This is a genomic window from Rhizobium rhizogenes NBRC 13257 (assembly GCF_000696095.1).
GTDB lineage: Bacteria > Pseudomonadota > Alphaproteobacteria > Rhizobiales > Rhizobiaceae > Rhizobium > Rhizobium rhizogenes.
On sequence record NZ_BAYX01000005.1, the window covers coordinates 348,032 to 364,726 of the forward strand.

A 16,695-nucleotide genomic window follows, 5' to 3' on the forward strand; every position below is an offset into this window, starting at 1 on the left:
GACGCGCGGATGTCTCGATATGTCCGCAAACAATCAATTGGAAAGGTGCTGCCATGGTTCTCATAACCTCCGAGGCTAAGGACAAGCTGCCTGACGAGAAGCAACGCCCGCAGCCATTCGATTACAGGGCTCCGTCTCCGGCTTTCAGGCCGGCGAAAGCCAGCAAACGTCGAAAGAGGTCCAAGCGGCAGTATATATTCCTGCTTGTCGTCCTCATTCCCACGCTGGCCGTCAGCGTCTACTACGCCTTCTTTGCGGCGCCGATCTTCGTGTCGGAAGCTTCGTTTGTCGTGCGTATGGCTGCACCGCCATCCTCCAGCGCCTTCGGCAACCTGCTGCAGAACAGCGGCATAACACGCTCGCAGGACGACACTTTCTCCGTTCAGGAATACATACGCTCGCGCGAAGCCCTGAAAGAACTTGGGCAGGAAATGCCCGTGCGCGCAATCTTCGGAAGTCCGCAGGCCGACTGGCTGATGCGTTATCCACGCTTCTGGGAGAACAATAGTGAGGAGGAACTCTATCAGTATTACTCGGATCGCGTCGAAGTCATCCACAATGATACGACCGGCATTACGGTGTTGCGCACCACCGCCTTTCACGCGCACGACGCCTACGACTTGAACAACACTCTGCTCGCGCTTGGCGGCAAGCTGCTGCTGCGCATGAACGATCGTGCGCGGGGTGACGCCGTCCGCTTCGCCGATAATGAAGTGAAGGAGGCGGAGCAGCAGGTTATCGACGCGCAGAAAAACATCACGATCTTCCGCAACAAGGAGCTGATGATCGACCCGAATGCCAGCTCCACCTCCATGGTCGAACTCATCGGTCAACTCTCCGTCCAGTTGGCCAACGCGCGAGCCCGCCTCGCCGAGATGCGCAAGACAGCGCCGGACAGCAACGCTGTGCCGTTCGTGACGAGCCAGATCGCAGCGCTCGAAAAACAGATCGAAACAGAGCGCGGCAAGATGGTCGGCAATGATAGCTCCCTTGCTCCTAAAATCGCGGATTATGAGAGCCTGGTCCTGATGCGGGAATTCGCCAACAAGGCCATGGTCACAGCTCTCGATGCACTCGAAGCGGCAAGAGCCGACGCGCGCCGACAGCAACTCTATCTGGAAGTGGTGGTCCCGCCGCATCTGCCTGATGAGGCCGAGTTGCCGCTGGCCCTCAAGAACATTCTGATCGTGTTCCTGACCACAAGCCTCGCCTACTTGCTCGGCTGGCTCCTGCTGACCGCGATCCGGGATCACGACAGCGGCTGAGCATGATGCAACATGGCCGGCCGAGGCCGGCCATGTCAGTCCGCCTGCCAGAAGCAGGTATAGATTTCTCCCATGCACGAACGGATTTCGCGCTCGCAGATGGAATTGGGGGCAACGTGACCATACAGGCGAAATTCGGCATCACGAGCACGAATATAGTGTTGCAAGGCAGCGCCTATGTCACGCTTGGCCTTGTTGAGGTGCCCGAGCTGGATCTCGACGTCGCTTAGCGCGGTCGGCTGGTTGGTCTTCGCATACTCGCGATACGCTTCATAAAGCTGTAGCGCGTGCTCGAAATCACCGGCCTCCTTGGTCACATTCGCATAGACGGCGATCAGATCGACCTCCCCGTCGACCGTGACCAGGCTCCGCAACTGCTCGCGCGCCTGCTGCCATTGCCCCGATTGCACAAGATCCAGAGCCTTCTGGCGTCTGCGCTCTATACCGGAACGAGACAGTCGCAGACCTGCCGTATCGACATGCCGCGCGATTTCGGGATCATTTGGAGCCAGGGCGCTCGCGCGACTATACCATTCGAGCGCCGTTTCCGGATCGTTCATCCGGTTGTGGAGATGGCCGAGCTGCAGATGAATGTCGGCATCGTGCGGCTCCTTGTCGAGGAATCGGCGATAGGCTTCCAGTGCAGCATCAAAGTCCCCGAGTTCCTTGTAGGCATGGCCGAGCTGAACGAATAGGTCTATCCGCGTCGGGTTCCGCTGCAGCGCCTCGTGATAGTGGAATGCCGCGTTTGCCCAGTCGTGCCGGTCGCGGGCGATATCAGCCTCCGCCAATGGATTGACTGATGTCCCGGCCTCTGCCTTGTCATCTGCCGCGTGGCCGGCGCGCAGAAATGTGGATGCGATGCGAAGCTCTCGTCTCATGGTACCTGCCGCATGGAAATGTTGCGAGGACGCAGCCAGGAATCTTCCGGGCTGCGCTCATGGACGCGTATGCGCAATTCGACGAAGCGATGGTCGCGCCGGATGGCGATGCACAAGGTTCCAGAAAACGAGCCGGTCAATGTTATGCTTTGAAGAAAGTCCAGGCCCGAGTTTGCGACGATTTCAACATCCAGCCTGGCGTTCGGCGGCTGGATCAGGTCGAGATCGAGCAGCCAGGTTCCCTCTGCAAAACTGCGCTTGGGGCCAGTCAGCAGCCAACCGGGCTGAACTTTCCAGTTCCCTTCGTTGATCTGCAGTGGTTGGCACAGATGGTCGGGGGCAATCATCCAGCCGACATTCTCGACTTCGCGCACAAAGACAGCCGTGGCTTGGCCCTCCATATCGACGAGCAGACTCGCCGGTGAGACGCGGGCATTGGACGGATCGGAGTCTGCTTGAACCTCGCTTTCGCTTCCGGGCAGCAGGGTGTCCCAGAAAGCCGTCTGACCATCCCGGCGCGCAATGGCAACGATCTTCTTCACGACCGCTGTCCGGGTAGTCACGTCGCGTCTAAGGTCGAACTCCAGTCCAAGTCGTTCTGCCGATGTCGGATCGCGGCCGCAAATCCGCGAGAAAGCATAGCGGAGGAACGTCGGATCGTCGCCCGGTGCGAAGCGGGTGAAGTTTTCCAGGATGGCATAGTGGTCCGGCTCACGCCGGATCGCTTGAACGCCGGATCGTTCGCTGAGCGCCTGCGGGATGGGGCGTCGCGCCTTGATCGCGTCGACGACGCGCAACCGGTTGGTTCCACCGCGAATGGCGTTTGCCAGGGCGAGCCTGTCATCCTGAGTCAGATCGATCTCCGTCAGATCCAATGCCGCTGCCCAGGCATCGACAAAGGATTCTGCCGGCAAGGTGAATATGTCCTTCGGAACGACATCCACGGGCTGTTTTCTATGCAACTCGGCGACGGTCAATATTGCCCCCTAACATTTGTTCGATCGCTATGACGTGCCGCGCAGCAGTGCGCGGATAGGAATACCAATGAGCCGCCTGAATGCGTTCGTTATCGTGCATTTTCAGCAATAGCGGGTTTTGGGCGAGACTGAGGAGCGCCTCGGCAATGCATTCGATTTCCGTGCTTTTGACCACATGGCTGATCGGCCACATGTCGCGCAGAACCGGCGAGCGGGAACATAGCAGCGGGCGATTCACGCTCATTGCAATGCGCGCGGCCCCTGTCGCCGTCTCCGTCGAGTGACCGTAAAGGAAGGAAAGCAGGTCGCAGGTCATAAGTTCGCGACGCAACTCCTCCTCGGGCACGAAATCGAAGCGCGCGGTTACATGTTCCGACAGATCCAGATATTCGATCAGGTTCTCGATGGCGGCCCGCGCGGCGCGCGACTCATCATTCAGAACCATGCAGTTCAGGAGTTTCAGCCGTAATCTTGGATCGTAGGTTCGAGCCTCCGCGAAAGCGAGCACGAGACGATCGATATTCTTGTGCGGCATCAAAAAGCCGAAAGAGCCGATGGTGAATTGCGATGGATCAGGCTTGGGCGCATTCTCCGGTTCGACAAGGACGCCATGCGGAATGACGATCGCATTCGAATGTCCGGCCGCCGACAGGGTTGCTGCGTCTTCCGCCGAGTGCACGAAAACGACATCGAAGGCTTTCGTCCATCGCAACGGGCCGCCACGAAGAGCCTCCTTCACGCTGTGCATCGTGAGGGCCCGCAACCGATGTCTTGTTGACGGCAGTACTTGGGCAAGCATTTCCATGTCGGGCGTGGAGAAATGACCCGGATGATGCTGCATCCACAGCACATCCGCCCGTCCGTGTTCGAGTCTGGCGGCAAAACGCTTTAGCGAGGCGAGGTCGTAACCCCAGAGCCGAGACAGGCTTTGCGATGCCGCATCCGTCTCTTCCGGCGATTGCTCCGGCAAAGCGTCGTTCATGATCCGCCGGGCAAAGATATGATCAATCTTCTCCGAAAAGGCAGGTTGCGAATAGAGGTGCTGTGAATAGGTGGCAATGCCGCACTGCTGCTCCCATGAGGAGATCAGATCGATGGTCCAATCGAGCTTGGCTTCGGCAGCGACACGGGGCGGCCTGGCCAAGGCGGCAAGGACACGGCGCGCCACGGCATGCCAGGTGAAATGCGCTGCGAGCAGCTTTTGTGCCTGTTCGCTGCGGGCCCGGGCCTCGCCGGGGTGATCCAGCACCGCACGCATCTGTACGCCCAGATGTTCCACGGACGGTTCGGCCCAAAGGCTGAAGGAGCCTGCCACATGAGCTCGGGACGCCGACATATGGTAATCGACCAGCCAGGCGGTGTCGGAACGGCAAAAGTCGAGTTGCCCGCTGTAAGCTGTCGTCACCACCGGCACATCGAGCCGCATGGCTTCGGCCAGGGGTAGAGCGAAACCCTCGCCGCGGCTGGGCGCCACCACCATGGCGGCGGAGCGATAAAGAGCTAGAAGCTGTTCATCGTCATAATATTGGTCGACGACGACGATCGGAGGCGCGTCGGAAAGCTGCCCGCGTTTTTCCGCCAGCACCGACGCCAATATGCTGTCCGGGTTTGGAAAGGTCTTGATCACCAGCTCCACCGCATCGTCTGACCGGAAGCTGCGCAGATATGCGTCGATCAGGACATCGATGCCCTTGCGCGGGAAGCAGGAAGAGACATGGAGGATCCGTTTGCGCCCGTTTTCCGGCAAGGGCGAGATCGTATTGCCGCTGGGGATCGATGCATGATCACAGCCATTGCCGATGACCTCGATCGGAATTGTCACGCCGGAGCGCTGGAAGGCGTCGCGAACAAAGTTCGCGGTCACCATGATGAGATCGAGATCCTGATTGAACCTGTCTACCAGATATTGTGGAAATTCAAGCTCTTCCCACGCAAATCCGACATAGGCATTGACCTGCCCGATCATGTCGTGGGTCTTCGGCGGCCATGTGTTTCTGAGATGAATGTCGAAGCGCTCGTTGGCTGGATAATCCTCGCGCATGTGGCGCATGATATCCGGCGCGGCAACGAGGCGGGCGTCGGTCTGCCAATCCTCTTCAGCCGTATGGCATATGAGATTGACACCGAGATCGATTAGCGCGCGGGCCAGATGGCGATTGACGATCGCAAGGCTATAGTCGCCCTTGAACACACCGTCAAAAAAAACGGTTTTGCCGGAAAATTTTTCAATCAACGATTTTTCGTCGATGCCCCCAGCATCGAGCGAATAGGGCGACACGACACCTTCATAACGCATTCACCACTCCCAAGCCCCTGCTACAAAGGAAACAGGCGGGATGCCGTACTAACAAGGCTTCGTTACAGACGAAGGATTGAATACTGGAACCACCGCCTCCCGGTTCTTTTTTGAGGCGGACGGCCGAAGCCGTCCGCCCTGTGGTTCAATCGGCTTAGGAAGCCTTGGCGTCTTCGACGACGTAACCCAGTTCCTGCGCACGGGTGCTGAGGACGTGACGGGCTTTTTCGAGCACCGCACCGGCGTAGACCGGCGGATAGCACCAGTCGTTCCAGTTCCGTGTACCGGCATACGAGCCGAACCGCAGAACGCCAGGCTCAAGGAAGGACAAACGCCCGCCGAGATCGAGATAGGTCTCGGTCTGTGCGCCTTCCGCGAGGATGATGCTGTGTTGCTCCAACTCGATGTGGTAATATTCGAACGGCTCAAGCACCGTTTCCTGGGTGATCGTCGTTCCGTTAACGAGGAACTTCGCCGGAATGAGCGACTCCTCCATGAACATGCAATGATCCGGAGAAATCAGCAGGTCACGTTCCGGAACATTCTCCGCGATCGAGCCTGCCTTCATGCGGACCGGCAGCGTATCGCGCGGCTTGTCGATTGCCTTCGGATCAAGCCTGCGACGACCAACCCACCTGATTTCCGCCACGCCCTTATGGGTGACCACCAAGTCGCCGACCCGCAGATCCTCGACCGGCAAGTCTCCTTCCGGCGTTCTGATGAGAGTGCCGCGCAGGAAGCAGCTTGTGAAGGTCAGCGTATCCGACGCGTCGTCGTAGGTGTATGTAACACCAGCGGGGATCGTGTAAGAAGCGACTGTGGTAGGGATACCCAGGAGGCCCGGCGTCGTGAAGGTGATCGTGTTGCCCGATTGCGAGACAGCGGTCGTTCCGACGACCTCGATCTTGTCACCGGTCTGAACATTGATGACATTCGGCGGCGTCGAAAGGTTCAAATTGATGCCGCCGCTATTATAAATGAAGGTACCGGTGCCGTTGGCATTGGCGAAGTCGACGGTAACGCCGTTCAGCAGACCGACATTGAGCAAGCCTGTTTGGACTTCGATGCTGGAGTTCGCTCCGGGCTGGTATACAAAGGTCGAGCCGGCCCCTACCCCCGCAAGACCACCGGTAAACGTTACATTTGCACCGTTGATGGCCTGAACCACCGTGTTGGAGAGTATACCTCCGCCAACAATGTTACTGATGGTAACATCGACGCCATCGACAATCACCGTGCCGTTGGAGACAAGTCCCAGCGAAATTGTGTCAGCACTGGTGCCAGCATTACTGCTGTCAATGGTAGTTGTACCGTTATTGAGTAGACCAATGTTAATCAAAGCCATGTTACTGTCCTCTCTCTGATACTAAGACGAGCCACTTGTCAGAACTTGTAATTCACCCCCACGCGAATGCTGTGGAAGTCGGCAGTTGCTTTGCTTGAAAGAGCGTCTCCCCCCGCTGTAAAGCTTCCAAAGTCCACATACTGGTACTCCAGCTTCGCGGTCACATTATCCGTGAAGGCGTGTTCCACGCCGGCGCCGAGTACCCAACCGGCTTTGGTTTTGTCTTCGCTGAAGCTGCCGACGCCATCCAGCGATCCCTTGTAGTCGATATGCCCATAGGCAAGACCGCCGGTGCCGTAGAACAAGGTGTTGTCATAGGCATAGCCGACACGCGGACGGAGCGTGCCGAACCAATTGATTTTCGAGGAGCCATGCGCTCCATCGTTGGTAACCGAGTCATGAATATTGGCGCCCTGGAAATCGGCTTCGAGACCGATCACCCAGTTCGGATCCACTTGATAATTGTAGCCGATCTGGCCGCCACCGAAGAAACCGGAGCCTTCGAACTTGCCGAATTTGCCAAGAAACGTATCGCCGGAGTGCAAACCGAATTTGTCATCGCCACCGAAAGCGCCGCCGCCATTCAAGCCGACATAGAAGCCTGTCCAGGTAAATACCGGCTGCTCTATCGGTGCGGCTGGCGGGGTTGAGACCGAGAGGTCCGCGGTGTAAGCCGCACTCGCCATACCAAACGCGAAAAGGAAAGCAGCAGATCCAAGCACCTTATGCATTCTAGATTCTCCTCAGGCAATTTCAGGAATAACATGCAACTTCAGCAAGTTGACGTCGCAGCCATAATATAGACTTGATTATATGTGTAAATACGAAGGTACTCATATATATTTCCAATATGGAAGCTTTACGTGTATAAGCATGTCGTAATCCGTATTGAAAAATATCGCAGACCATCGGTTTAGAGCTGACGACGCGCGACGTCCTTCGCAGATGCGATATCGCTGATATGACGTTGCCGATTCTGAAGGGCCGCCAAGCGGTGTCCTCGCAACACAAAGCAGGCTTAGGTCTTCGACCGACACAGAATTCATCACCAGATCGGTTGCCTGCAGTTATAAGCCCGAGTACAGAAAATTTGCGACCAGTCGGCAGACCATCATGCGGGTCCGCGACGATCATCCGCAACTTGCCAAGCAGATGGGTCTGAGAACCACTTGATGTCCGTAAAAACCCCTGCCTTTCGTGATAGCTTTACTGCTGACCATCGCCGAGTGCTGAATGAACCTTCCTGATGACAAGGCCCAATACGAAACTGGTGAGCAGGCGTTGAACGCGGCCATTATGGAACACCCGTGGATGGACTTTTATCTCGTGAGCCTCGATGAAACCCATGCGGTGGTCAGGGGCACGCTGGACATGAGTTACGGCTATCAGCTGCAGATCGAGTTCATTGGTGTGGGCTTCATCGACTGTCCGATCAGCTGGAAGTCCGATACCGGCTCGGAGGTCTTCTCTAGGTCCTCGCCCGAGACACTCCCGGACGATACGCGCAAGCGCTTCTTCGACAACAACGGCGGTGACGTATTTCGTTTCACGATAGAGGGCTTTCATGGCCCCTTGTTCGCGTACCTCGTAGCCGAGGAGATGCGATTCCGACGTTCCGACGAACTGGCATACCTGCCATGGTGAGGAGTACAGGGCCGGACAGCCCTTTGCGAACTGCCGGAAGATTCTTCCGGGCCGTACGATGTTCACAACTCGTCCGAACTTAGCGCAGGATTCTGAACTGCTCTTGTCCTGACCCCAAGTACTGGCGTCATTGGGCTCGTTCTGTCGCTTTTCAAATAGACCGGTTTTGCAGCAATCGTCAGGTTTGTCTTGCTGCTGCAGATTGAGATTCGTGGCAGCTGGAGGCTCAACGGGGCGGACCACTCAATTGGGTCGTTGAGCCTCCCCTCGCTCACTCAGCCAGCCGCACCTTCCAACGAACAAGCTCGCTGAACTTCACGGTTTTTCCGTTTGCGGATGATCCGACCGAAAAGCCGGTCCGTGGCGCGAATGTCGATACAGATCGGCAATCGCATAAGCCCGGCTCGACGGGATATCGGATAAGACGGATAAGCTGTTCCTCGGTGCCGGCCGCGCGCATCCGACCTTTCATCCCGGCACGGATTTGATCCACCGTGCGCAATCAGACTTTTGCTGTCGTTTCCCGCATGGACTGTCCGCCATAAGCGGTACACATCTGGACCGCTGTCGCAACCGCCAAATTGCGATGGCGGGAGGTCCGGCTAATGGCTCGGAGCGATGGTCGGACCTCCACCTCCAGTAAAGACGACTGTGCCCACGCCATACTTGCGCAGATGCATATCGGGCGACTGGTGAATGTGACGGCATTGGCTATCTGCGCGACCCGTCAGGGACCGGCGGAATTCCGAAATGTCAGAGGATGATGCGAATGCCTGCCTCGTTGACGGCCTTGATAAAGGCTTGGCGGACCTCTTCCGGCGAAACCCGATGATTGATCCCATCGATGCAGGCCTGAAGCGCCGCTTCGAAGGCTTCCCCCTTAAGATCGTGCCAGTGGTCTGTGAGATATTCGACGGCTTTTCCGACGGTATCTACGACATAATATCCGCCACTGCTGCGGATCTCAATTTGGACTGGCGCAAAACCTGGAAGACTGGCATTTGCCGGATCGTTGCCGTTTTCGAGCATTTCTCGAAAACGTTTGGCGGTAACCCGGCCGATCTTCTCTATCTTTCGTTCACTCCCCGTATCACGAGCAACGTCACTACGGCCGGAGGTTGTAATTCTTACGTCCTCGACAAACTCTCCGGAGCCACCAAGCAAGGGGTCCTTTGTTGTCGCCAGACATAGTTGCATATGGGCTGCGGATTGGGAGATGTCGACTGGGATGGAATCTGTAAAAGTGCCGCCGTGATCGATGTCGGCGCGAAGGCTCTTATTATTCTGCCACATGCCAATATTTCCTAACAATTGCGTATCAAACCCGCCTTGCTAGCGGACCTGCACAGCCGCGATACAGTGCTTCGTAATAAGTCCAGTCGCACTAAAACAATTCCCATGGCCCAATTAGGGCCAGCCGGCATTTCTTGACAGACATAATACCAATAAAAGTCATCGATTGGTATGTGCCGAATTGTTAGGCTTATCTCCAGATTGTCATATTTATACGTGTTTCTGGTTGTGAAGTCCAGCGCCAGTCTCATATTTGACATCGAGTTCCAATAGTGGAACTATAAATTAACGCCGTTGAAGAGTATTGAAATGAGTTCCCTTGAGGATGCGGTCTCTATTCTGGCTTGCTTCTCGCTGGAAGAACCGGCAATGACGCAGGCCGAACTGACGCGGAGAGTTGGACGCCCGAAGGCAACGATCTCCCGTGTCATGCGCAGCTTACGCGAGAGCGGAATCCTGGAGTTCGAACCGACACGCAGGCTCTATTCTCCCGGCCTCCGGCTCTTCGAACTTGGACAGATCTGCCGCTCCAATCACAACTTCCTGGAAACCGTCCAAAAGCGGCTGGAAGACATTTGCAGAATTGGCGGGCACACGGGGTACATCTCCGTATTCGACGGCACACAGATGGTTGCTCTCAGGATCGTTCGCGGCTCCAGCCCTCTAGCGATCGCGGCGGTGCCTGGCCACCGTGTGCCGTTGCACGCGACATCAAGCGGTCGCGCCATGCTGGCATTGCTGAGCGACCGGGAGTGGCGCCACCGTGTACCGGATCCCCTGCCCTTCGTTTCGCCGAACAGTCCACTCGACCATGACGCCCTTCTGGAACGCATACAGAGAATCCGAACGACAGGGCGTTCTTCCGCCTCCAACGAAACACAGCACGGCGTCTCTTCTCAGGGCATCGCGTTGCGCGATCCCGAAAGCGGCGAGATCATCGGCGTCGCCATCTCCTATCCCGAAAGCATGGCAGCGGATGAACTCAAACAGATGATCGGCAATCTTCTCGATCATATGAAGTCGGAACTGACGCGGCGGGGAAATGCTATCTGACCCTGCCTTCGACCATCGACTATGGACGCTCGAAGCATATGGGGACGCTTTAAAAGCTCGGAACGGTATCAAAGACGATCGTTGAACGATCGGGGGGTGGCGCACCCGAATGGGTGCGCCCCGTTTTCACATGACCAGAAAGGTCGATGGCGCAACCTGCAATGCAGCCGCGAGCCGCCGAAGTTTTGCCGGATCTGCATCAGCACCAAGCTCGATCTCGGAAATCTCGTCTTGGGTAAGGCCACAGGTCTCTGAGAGATCGGCGATCGTATAGCCGATGGCCTCGCGGGAACGCCTGACGGCGGTGCCGATTTCAGAATGGGGAACCACGGAAGCTTTCGAACTATTGAGGTTGCTGGGAGTAATGGACATGAATTTCTCCTTCCAAAGTCCACCGGCAAGCCAAATTGCCGGGTGAAGGCAGCTATGCAGCCATGAGCAATCTCGACCTAAACAGACACGATCGAGCGCCCGGCCAATATAGTCATAGATCCTTAGCAAACAAGTGCCGAAGTTTGTCGGGATAATTCACCTGGTTCGAGGGCCTGATTTTCCGATTCATCGGCATGCCGAGACGGCGGCCATTCCGCCCTCCTTGCCTTCGCCGCACGCACTCCCATGGCGCGCGGCGAAGGGGATTTACCGACCTTATCTCGTGGCGGTCCGCAATTGCAGCCTCGATACGCCGGCGGCAACGTTAAGCCCCGTTCCCGCTTCGCCGCTCAACGGCTGCAGACCGAAGTTTTTCGAACTTCCGCCGACAAGCGCATTCGCGCCGAGACCAAGACCGACTGAGGCGCCTGCCGACGCACCGACATAACTGCCGGCCAAAGCGCCCTCTCCGGCACGAGTCGCCTGGGTGCTGTAAACCACCCAGCTCAGATAAGACTTGCCCGTAATGCCGATATCGAGGCCGAGCTTGCCGATGGATCCGACATAGCGTTCAGCCGGTCCAGATCGCCGTTTGAACAGGCAGTCGACCGATTTGTTGGAGCCGATCACCATTCCGACACCCCCTGCAATCTGGCAGGATAACGTGCCGAGACGTTCTTTCGGCCCGGCGGCTGCCTGCTCCTTATGGGCTTGCTTGTGTGACCGATGCATCGTTTGGGCATCGGCGATGGGGACACCGAGAGCCAGCGAGGCAGCTGCGACGATGAGAGCAAAGTTTTTCATGAGGTTTCCTCCTTGGGCATTCGCACCCCATTCAACGCGCCGAAGAGGAGTTCGTTCGAACCGGGGAGGATTTTCCTGTACCAAGGCTCCAGCGCGCAATTGTTATCCGAGCGCCTGGCTGGCCAAACCATAGGTCAGCGGCAACCCGTCGCCGGGCGGAGCGCCGTCACCGCGCAGCCAGGAGCGCCGCAGCGACATGCTGGTCACGGTATCGTAGATCGGCAGTCCCGATTGCATGATGAAACGTGGAAAGGCGCCGGTCTGCTGCCGAGTGTCAATTCGCAGGAAGCTGCCGGCATGATCCACGACATGCGGCCTGGTTACGGCGATCGCCTCCTCGTCGCTTGCCGCCACGACGGGGCCGATCACATGACCGCGTCCGAAACGGCGACACAGAGAAAAGGCGATTATTCGGCCACTCCGGACGAGCGCCACGCCCTTCGAGACGCTCAGAAGGCGCTCGAGAATGGGCGTGCGATCCGCGCCATAGGCCGCCAGGTCCAAAGCCGCGATTTCGGCAAGGTCGGTTTCATCGACCGATCGCAGCAGTGTGCCGGATGGCAAGGGCTCCGCGGGCGGAGCGACCGCCTCGCCGTTGCATTGATAGACAATCCCCTCGGTGCGAAATCCGAACGAGTCGTAGAGCCGCTTGGCGGAGCGGGTCGCACTGAGGCCGAGCGCCCGCGAACCTGTCTCGGCGATGATATGTTCCATCATCCAGCGGCCGGTTCCCAGCGTCTGCAATCTCGGTGACGTGATCACCATGCCGAATGTGGTAAAATCGGGTGCGAAATCGAACCACATGGCCGAGCCGAGCACTCGGCCGATGGCATCACGCGCTACGATACCCCGTCCCATGTCGAGAACGATCTGCCAGTCCTTGGCGCGATGCGGCCAGCCGACTGAGAGGGACAGTGCGTGCAGCGCATCGAGATCGGCGTCCTTGATCTCACCGATGGTCAATTCGAAGGAATCCAGTTGGATCGAGCTGGATTTCGCCATGACTGTCTCCCCTCCCGCCAACCGCGTTCTCCGATGAGCCCGAACGCCTGCCGGGCGTTTGGATGAATAGGCTTTTGAATTTCCTCAGGCAATGATGCCCCTCTTCGGTTGTAGCGGCGGCCGCGCAACAGAATGCACTTGAAATCCCGGTAAAATCAGAAGATTCCACCAAAGCCGCCAAGCTTTCGGCAGACAGGAGACAGGCCCTGCCTTATTCTTAGGAAAGTTTCCTTCTCCCGAGAATACACTCCTCCCAATTGCTCCAGAGATTCATCGATGTCTCCTCCCGTCGGCCGCGTCGCCAGCAATCACGACCTTCCGAACTCGGCCGATGTCGTCGTGCTTGGCGGCGGCATGGCCGGCGTCGCGGCGGCCTATGAGCTTGCCAGACGTGGTACGTCGGTCGTCCTCATCGAAAAGGGCGTGATTGCCGGCGAACAATCGAGCCGTAACTGGGGCTGGTGCCGTCAGCAAAACCGCGATCCGAGAGAGCTGCCGCTCGCGCAGCTTGCCCTGCGTCGGTGGGAAAACCTCAATTCGGAGCTCGGTGAAGAGACAGGCTTTCGCCGTACGGGTCTCATCTATGCTTCAACACAGAAGGCCAGCATCGACACCTGGGAGCGATGGGGTGTCATCGCCAGGGGCTTCGGCGTCGACACGCGGATGCTGACGGGAAGCGAATGCGCCAAGATGCTTCCCGGTAACAGCCGTCGCTGGAATGGTGGCGTCTATTCCCCAACCGATGGGCGAGCCGAACCGGAGCTTGCGGTACCTGCCTTGGCACGCGCCGCCCAGCGGCTTGGCGTCGTCATTCTCCAGAATTGCGCCGCTCGCGAGCTGGAAACGGAAGCCGGGCGCATCAGCGGCGTCGTCACGGAAAAGGGCAGTATCCGCACCTCGGCCGTCCTCGTTGCCGGCGGCGCCTGGAGCGGCATGTTCCTCCGGCATCATGGCATCCGCTTCCTGCAGGCAAGCGTCAAATCCACCTCGTTCTACACCACCGCTGCGCCAGCCGTCACGGAAGGCGGTATTGCGATGGAGGAGGTAACGATGCGCCGCCGGCTCGATGGCGGCTATACTGTCGGCCTGAGCGGTCTCGGCCAGTTGCAGATCACACCCTACGGCCTGCTGCAGGCTCGCGAATTCTGGCGTACCTTTCAGATCAGGCGAAAGGGCCTTACGTATGCTTTCGGACGTTCGTTTTTCGAAGGTCCGGAAGCGATCGCCCGCTGGAAGGCGGATGGTATCTCGCCCTTCGAACGAATCCGCATACTCGATCCGCGGCCGGACGCCCATCTCGTCAAGCGCGGCATCGACCGGCTGGTGGCGACCTATCCGGCGCTTGCTGGCATTCGCCCGGCGCAAAGCTGGGGTGGCATCGTGGATTCCACGCCAGATGCCATACCGGTAATTTCCTCGGTCGCATCGCAGCCCGGCCTGTTCGTTTCGGCGGGCTATAGCGGTCACGGTTTCGGAATCGGGCCCGGGGCTGGCATGCTCGCCGCCGATCTCATTCGCGGTGAAACGCCCTCGGTCGATCCGACGCCCTTTCGCTATGAACGCATGATCGACGGAACCGATCTTGGAAAGCCGGGAATGCTGTGATGATTACGATGACCGTGGAGCAGATACTCGAGAGACTCATCGGATTTCCGTCCGTGGTCGGTACGCCCAACCATGAGATCGTCGCCTGGATCGCCGATTATCTCGATCAAGCCGGCGCAAAGGTCACCGTCTTGCCCGGACCGGAAGGCGACCGCTCCAATCTCTTCGCCACCATCGGCCCAGCCGATCGTCCCGGCTACCTGCTCTCCGGCCACATGGATGTCGTCGCAGCGAACGAACCGGGATGGGAAAGCGATCCTTTCCACTTGCGGCGCGATGGCACGCAGCTTGTAGGTCGCGGCACGAGCGACATGAAGGGCTTTCTTGCCTGTGCGCTCGCCGCACTGCCAAGCATCACCGGGCGACCGCTTGCCAAGCCGCTGCATCTTGCCTTCTCCTACGACGAGGAGGCCGGGTGCCGCGGTGTCCGGCATCTGATCGTGCGGCTTCCCGATCTCTGCGCGACACCGGAAGGATGCATCATCGGCGAGCCAAGCGGGCTGCGCGCCATTCGCGCCCATAAGGGAAAGGCTGCCGTGAAAATCGAGCTTGGCGGCCGTGGCGGTCATTCGTCGCGCCCAGACCTCGGGCTGAACGCCATCCACGCGATGGCGGATATTCTGGACGAAGCAGTCAGGGCAGCCGAGCGCCTTGCAAGGGGACCGTTCGACAACAACTTCGAGCCACCCTATTCCTCTCTGCAGATCGGTACCATCCAGGGCGGGCAAGCCCTCAACGTCATTCCCGAACATTGCGCGATCGAGCTGGAAGCCCGCGCCATCGCGGGTGTCGATCCGGCAGGACTGCTTACAAGCATTGAAAAGCGCCTAGAGGCTCTGAAGGAACGCGGCTTTGCAGCGCGTTGGGAGGCCATGAGCAGCTATCCGGCGCTTTCCCTTGCCGCCGATGCTCCGCTTGCGCTGCTGATGGAGGAGTTGACAGGGCAGACACCGCTTGCCGCCGTCAGCTACGGCACGGAAGCGGGCCTCTATCAGGCCGCCGGAATGGACGCGATCATCTGCGGTCCGGGCGATATCGGGCGAGCTCACAAAGCCAATGAATTTATCGAGGACGACGAGTTGTCCGCCTGCGTTAAGATGATCGAGGCGCTGGGGGATCGCCTCATCCAATAACCAGAGAAAATCGGATCGACATGCGGTCGATCAGCCCCACTTCGACATATCCTGCGGCTGCAAAGGCGGCAGAATACCAAGAGCAAGCGCGAGAGAATCCATGGCTTTTCTATTCAATTCCGATGCGGAACGGGCGAAGATCTTCGCAGCCGCCTTTGCGCGTGAACTGCCCTCCCTCCCCTTCATCGCCGATGCCGCCAGCGTCGACCCGGAAACGGTCAAATATCTGATCACCTGGACGGCGCCGGCCGATCTCGCCCGCTATCGCAACCTCGAAATCCTGTTCTCGATCGGCGCAGGTGTCGACCAATTCCCGCTTGCCACGCTGCCTGAGACAGTGAGGCTCGTCCGCATGGTGGAGGACGGCATTGCCAGAATGATGCAGGAATATGTGACGCTCGGCGTGCTCGCGCTGCATCGCGACCTGCCAGGTTATATCGAGCAGCAACGGACAGAGAAATGGACCGTTCGGCCGGTCCGCCAGGCACCCGATCGTCGCGTCGGCGTGCTCGGCCTCGGCAATCTCGGCCTTGCCGTCCTCGATCGCTTGCGCCCATTTGGCTTTCCGCTTTCCGGATGGAGCCGCTCGCCGCGTATTGTCGAGGGCGTTACCTGCCATAACGGCATAGACCAGCTGCCGGAATTTCTGGCGGCGGTCGATATTCTCGTCTGCCTCCTGCCATTGACGTCGGAAACACGCAGCATCCTGAATGCCGATCTGTTCAGGGCCTTGCCGCAAGGCGCTGGCCTCGTGCATGCCGGCCGCGGCCAGCAACTCGACGCGACAGCGCTTATCGATGCGCTCGACAGTGGCCATCTCAGCGGTGCGGTGCTGGATGTCACCGACCCGGAACCGCTGCCGGCCGAACATGCACTCTGGCGCCACCCCAGGATCATCCTGACACCTCATATTGCCAGCGCCACCCAGCCGGAAACGGCGGCACAGACAGTCATCACCAATATTCGCCGCCACGAGGCCGGACTTGACCCGATCGGTCTCGTCGACCGCAGCCGCGGCTACTGAT

At 58.5% G+C, this 16,695-nt stretch carries 15 protein-coding genes; 6 read left to right on the forward strand and 9 right to left on the reverse strand.

Annotated features, from left to right (window positions below):
• Positions 1 to 53: 53 nt before the first annotated feature.
• On the forward strand, positions 54 to 1,265 hold the full coding sequence (locus RRH01S_RS13560) for a KpsE/RkpR family capsule polysaccharide export protein (protein ID WP_012650446.1): 1,212 nt from the start codon (positions 54 to 56) through the stop codon (positions 1,263 to 1,265).
• Between the two features lie 35 nt (positions 1,266 to 1,300).
• Here the strand turns inward: RRH01S_RS13560 and RRH01S_RS13565 are convergent, their stop codons facing one another.
• From RRH01S_RS13565 to RRH01S_RS13585, 5 genes are all read right to left on the reverse strand, one after another.
• Entirely contained in the window at positions 1,301 to 2,146 is an 846-nt protein-coding gene (locus RRH01S_RS13565) for a tetratricopeptide repeat protein (protein ID WP_012650447.1), read from the reverse strand.
• A complete protein-coding gene (locus tag RRH01S_RS13570) occupies positions 2,143 to 3,090 on the reverse strand; it encodes a hypothetical protein (RefSeq protein ID WP_234711691.1) in 948 nt (315 codons plus the stop codon). The genes RRH01S_RS13565 and RRH01S_RS13570 overlap by 4 nt, the downstream gene beginning before the upstream one ends.
• Before the next feature lie 10 nt (positions 3,091 to 3,100).
• The gene (locus RRH01S_RS13575) at positions 3,101 to 5,419 is read right to left on the reverse strand and encodes a glycosyltransferase family 4 protein (protein ID WP_012650449.1); all 2,319 of its coding nucleotides are present in this window, start codon (positions 5,417 to 5,419) and stop codon (positions 3,101 to 3,103) included.
• A 154-nt stretch (positions 5,420 to 5,573) separates the two neighbouring features.
• Positions 5,574 to 6,764 carry a Hint domain-containing protein gene (locus tag RRH01S_RS13580; protein ID WP_012650450.1) on the reverse strand — a complete coding sequence of 397 codons (1,191 nt, stop codon included), beginning with the start codon at positions 6,762 to 6,764 and terminating at the stop codon, positions 5,574 to 5,576.
• A gap of 38 nt (positions 6,765 to 6,802) precedes the next feature.
• The gene (locus RRH01S_RS13585; protein ID WP_042472067.1) at positions 6,803 to 7,495 is read right to left on the reverse strand and encodes an outer membrane protein; all 693 of its coding nucleotides are present in this window, start codon (positions 7,493 to 7,495) and stop codon (positions 6,803 to 6,805) included.
• A gap of 502 nt (positions 7,496 to 7,997) precedes the next feature.
• Here RRH01S_RS13585 and RRH01S_RS13590 point away from each other — a divergent pair.
• Positions 7,998 to 8,408: a BTB/POZ domain-containing protein gene (locus RRH01S_RS13590; protein WP_007697907.1), complete on the forward strand. Its 411-nt coding sequence runs from the start codon at positions 7,998 to 8,000 to the stop codon at positions 8,406 to 8,408.
• 753 nt (positions 8,409 to 9,161) lie between these two features.
• On the opposite strand, the gene RRH01S_RS13600 is transcribed toward RRH01S_RS13590, so the two are convergent.
• Positions 9,162 to 9,701, reverse strand: a complete 540-nt coding sequence (locus RRH01S_RS13600) for a DUF982 domain-containing protein (protein WP_012650452.1) — start codon at positions 9,699 to 9,701, stop codon at positions 9,162 to 9,164.
• 309 nt (positions 9,702 to 10,010) lie between these two features.
• On the opposite strand from RRH01S_RS13600, the gene RRH01S_RS13605 reads away from it, so the two are divergent.
• Entirely contained in the window at positions 10,011 to 10,754 is a 744-nt protein-coding gene (locus tag RRH01S_RS13605) for an IclR family transcriptional regulator (RefSeq protein WP_012650454.1), read from the forward strand.
• 126 nt (positions 10,755 to 10,880) lie between these two features.
• On the opposite strand, the gene RRH01S_RS13610 is transcribed toward RRH01S_RS13605, so the two are convergent.
• The 3 genes from RRH01S_RS13610 to RRH01S_RS13620 form a co-directional block, all read right to left on the reverse strand.
• Positions 10,881 to 11,126: a helix-turn-helix domain-containing protein gene (locus RRH01S_RS13610; protein WP_007697897.1), complete on the reverse strand. Its 246-nt coding sequence runs from the start codon at positions 11,124 to 11,126 to the stop codon at positions 10,881 to 10,883.
• A gap of 276 nt (positions 11,127 to 11,402) precedes the next feature.
• Positions 11,403 to 11,930: a DUF992 domain-containing protein gene (locus tag RRH01S_RS13615; RefSeq protein WP_034516286.1), complete on the reverse strand. Its 528-nt coding sequence runs from the start codon at positions 11,928 to 11,930 to the stop codon at positions 11,403 to 11,405.
• A gap of 102 nt (positions 11,931 to 12,032) precedes the next feature.
• Complete coding sequence (locus tag RRH01S_RS13620; protein ID WP_012650457.1) at positions 12,033 to 12,932, reverse strand: GNAT family N-acetyltransferase; 900 nt, start codon at positions 12,930 to 12,932, stop codon at positions 12,033 to 12,035.
• A gap of 276 nt (positions 12,933 to 13,208) precedes the next feature.
• On the opposite strand from RRH01S_RS13620, the gene RRH01S_RS13625 reads away from it, so the two are divergent.
• The 3 genes from RRH01S_RS13625 to RRH01S_RS13635 all read left to right on the forward strand — a co-directional run bounded on the left by RRH01S_RS13625 (position 13,209) and on the right by RRH01S_RS13635 (position 16,694).
• A complete protein-coding gene (locus tag RRH01S_RS13625) occupies positions 13,209 to 14,537 on the forward strand; it encodes an NAD(P)/FAD-dependent oxidoreductase (RefSeq protein ID WP_034516284.1) in 1,329 nt (442 codons plus the stop codon).
• 8 nt (positions 14,538 to 14,545) lie between these two features.
• Positions 14,546 to 15,670 (forward strand): acetylornithine deacetylase, encoded by a 1,125-nt coding sequence (argE, locus tag RRH01S_RS13630; RefSeq protein WP_174006994.1) that lies wholly within the window; start codon positions 14,546 to 14,548, stop codon positions 15,668 to 15,670.
• A 100-nt stretch (positions 15,671 to 15,770) separates the two neighbouring features.
• Positions 15,771 to 16,694, forward strand: a complete 924-nt coding sequence (locus RRH01S_RS13635) for a 2-hydroxyacid dehydrogenase (RefSeq protein ID WP_034516281.1) — start codon at positions 15,771 to 15,773, stop codon at positions 16,692 to 16,694.
• Position 16,695 lies beyond the last annotated feature (1 nt).

Coding starts and splice junctions, on each gene's coding strand:
- RRH01S_RS13560 (WP_012650446.1), top strand. CDS start 54: ATGGTTCTCATAACCTCCGAGGCTAAGGACAAGCTGCCTGACGAGAAG.
- RRH01S_RS13565 (WP_012650447.1), bottom strand. CDS start 2,146: ATGAGACGAGAGCTTCGCATCGCATCCACATTTCTGCGCGCCGGCCAC.
- RRH01S_RS13575 (WP_012650449.1), bottom strand. CDS start 5,419: ATGCGTTATGAAGGTGTCGTGTCGCCCTATTCGCTCGATGCTGGGGGC.
- RRH01S_RS13580 (WP_012650450.1), bottom strand. CDS start 6,764: ATGGCTTTGATTAACATTGGTCTACTCAATAACGGTACAACTACCATT.
- RRH01S_RS13585 (WP_042472067.1), bottom strand. CDS start 7,495: ATGCATAAGGTGCTTGGATCTGCTGCTTTCCTTTTCGCGTTTGGTATG.
- RRH01S_RS13590 (WP_007697907.1), top strand. CDS start 7,998: ATGAACCTTCCTGATGACAAGGCCCAATACGAAACTGGTGAGCAGGCG.
- RRH01S_RS13600 (WP_012650452.1), bottom strand. CDS start 9,701: ATGTGGCAGAATAATAAGAGCCTTCGCGCCGACATCGATCACGGCGGC.
- RRH01S_RS13605 (WP_012650454.1), top strand. CDS start 10,011: ATGAGTTCCCTTGAGGATGCGGTCTCTATTCTGGCTTGCTTCTCGCTG.
- RRH01S_RS13610 (WP_007697897.1), bottom strand. CDS start 11,126: ATGTCCATTACTCCCAGCAACCTCAATAGTTCGAAAGCTTCCGTGGTT.
- RRH01S_RS13615 (WP_034516286.1), bottom strand. CDS start 11,930: ATGAAAAACTTTGCTCTCATCGTCGCAGCTGCCTCGCTGGCTCTCGGT.
- RRH01S_RS13620 (WP_012650457.1), bottom strand. CDS start 12,932: ATGGCGAAATCCAGCTCGATCCAACTGGATTCCTTCGAATTGACCATC.
- RRH01S_RS13625 (WP_034516284.1), top strand. CDS start 13,209: ATGTCTCCTCCCGTCGGCCGCGTCGCCAGCAATCACGACCTTCCGAAC.
- argE (WP_174006994.1), top strand. CDS start 14,546: ATGACCGTGGAGCAGATACTCGAGAGACTCATCGGATTTCCGTCCGTG.
- RRH01S_RS13635 (WP_034516281.1), top strand. CDS start 15,771: ATGGCTTTTCTATTCAATTCCGATGCGGAACGGGCGAAGATCTTCGCA.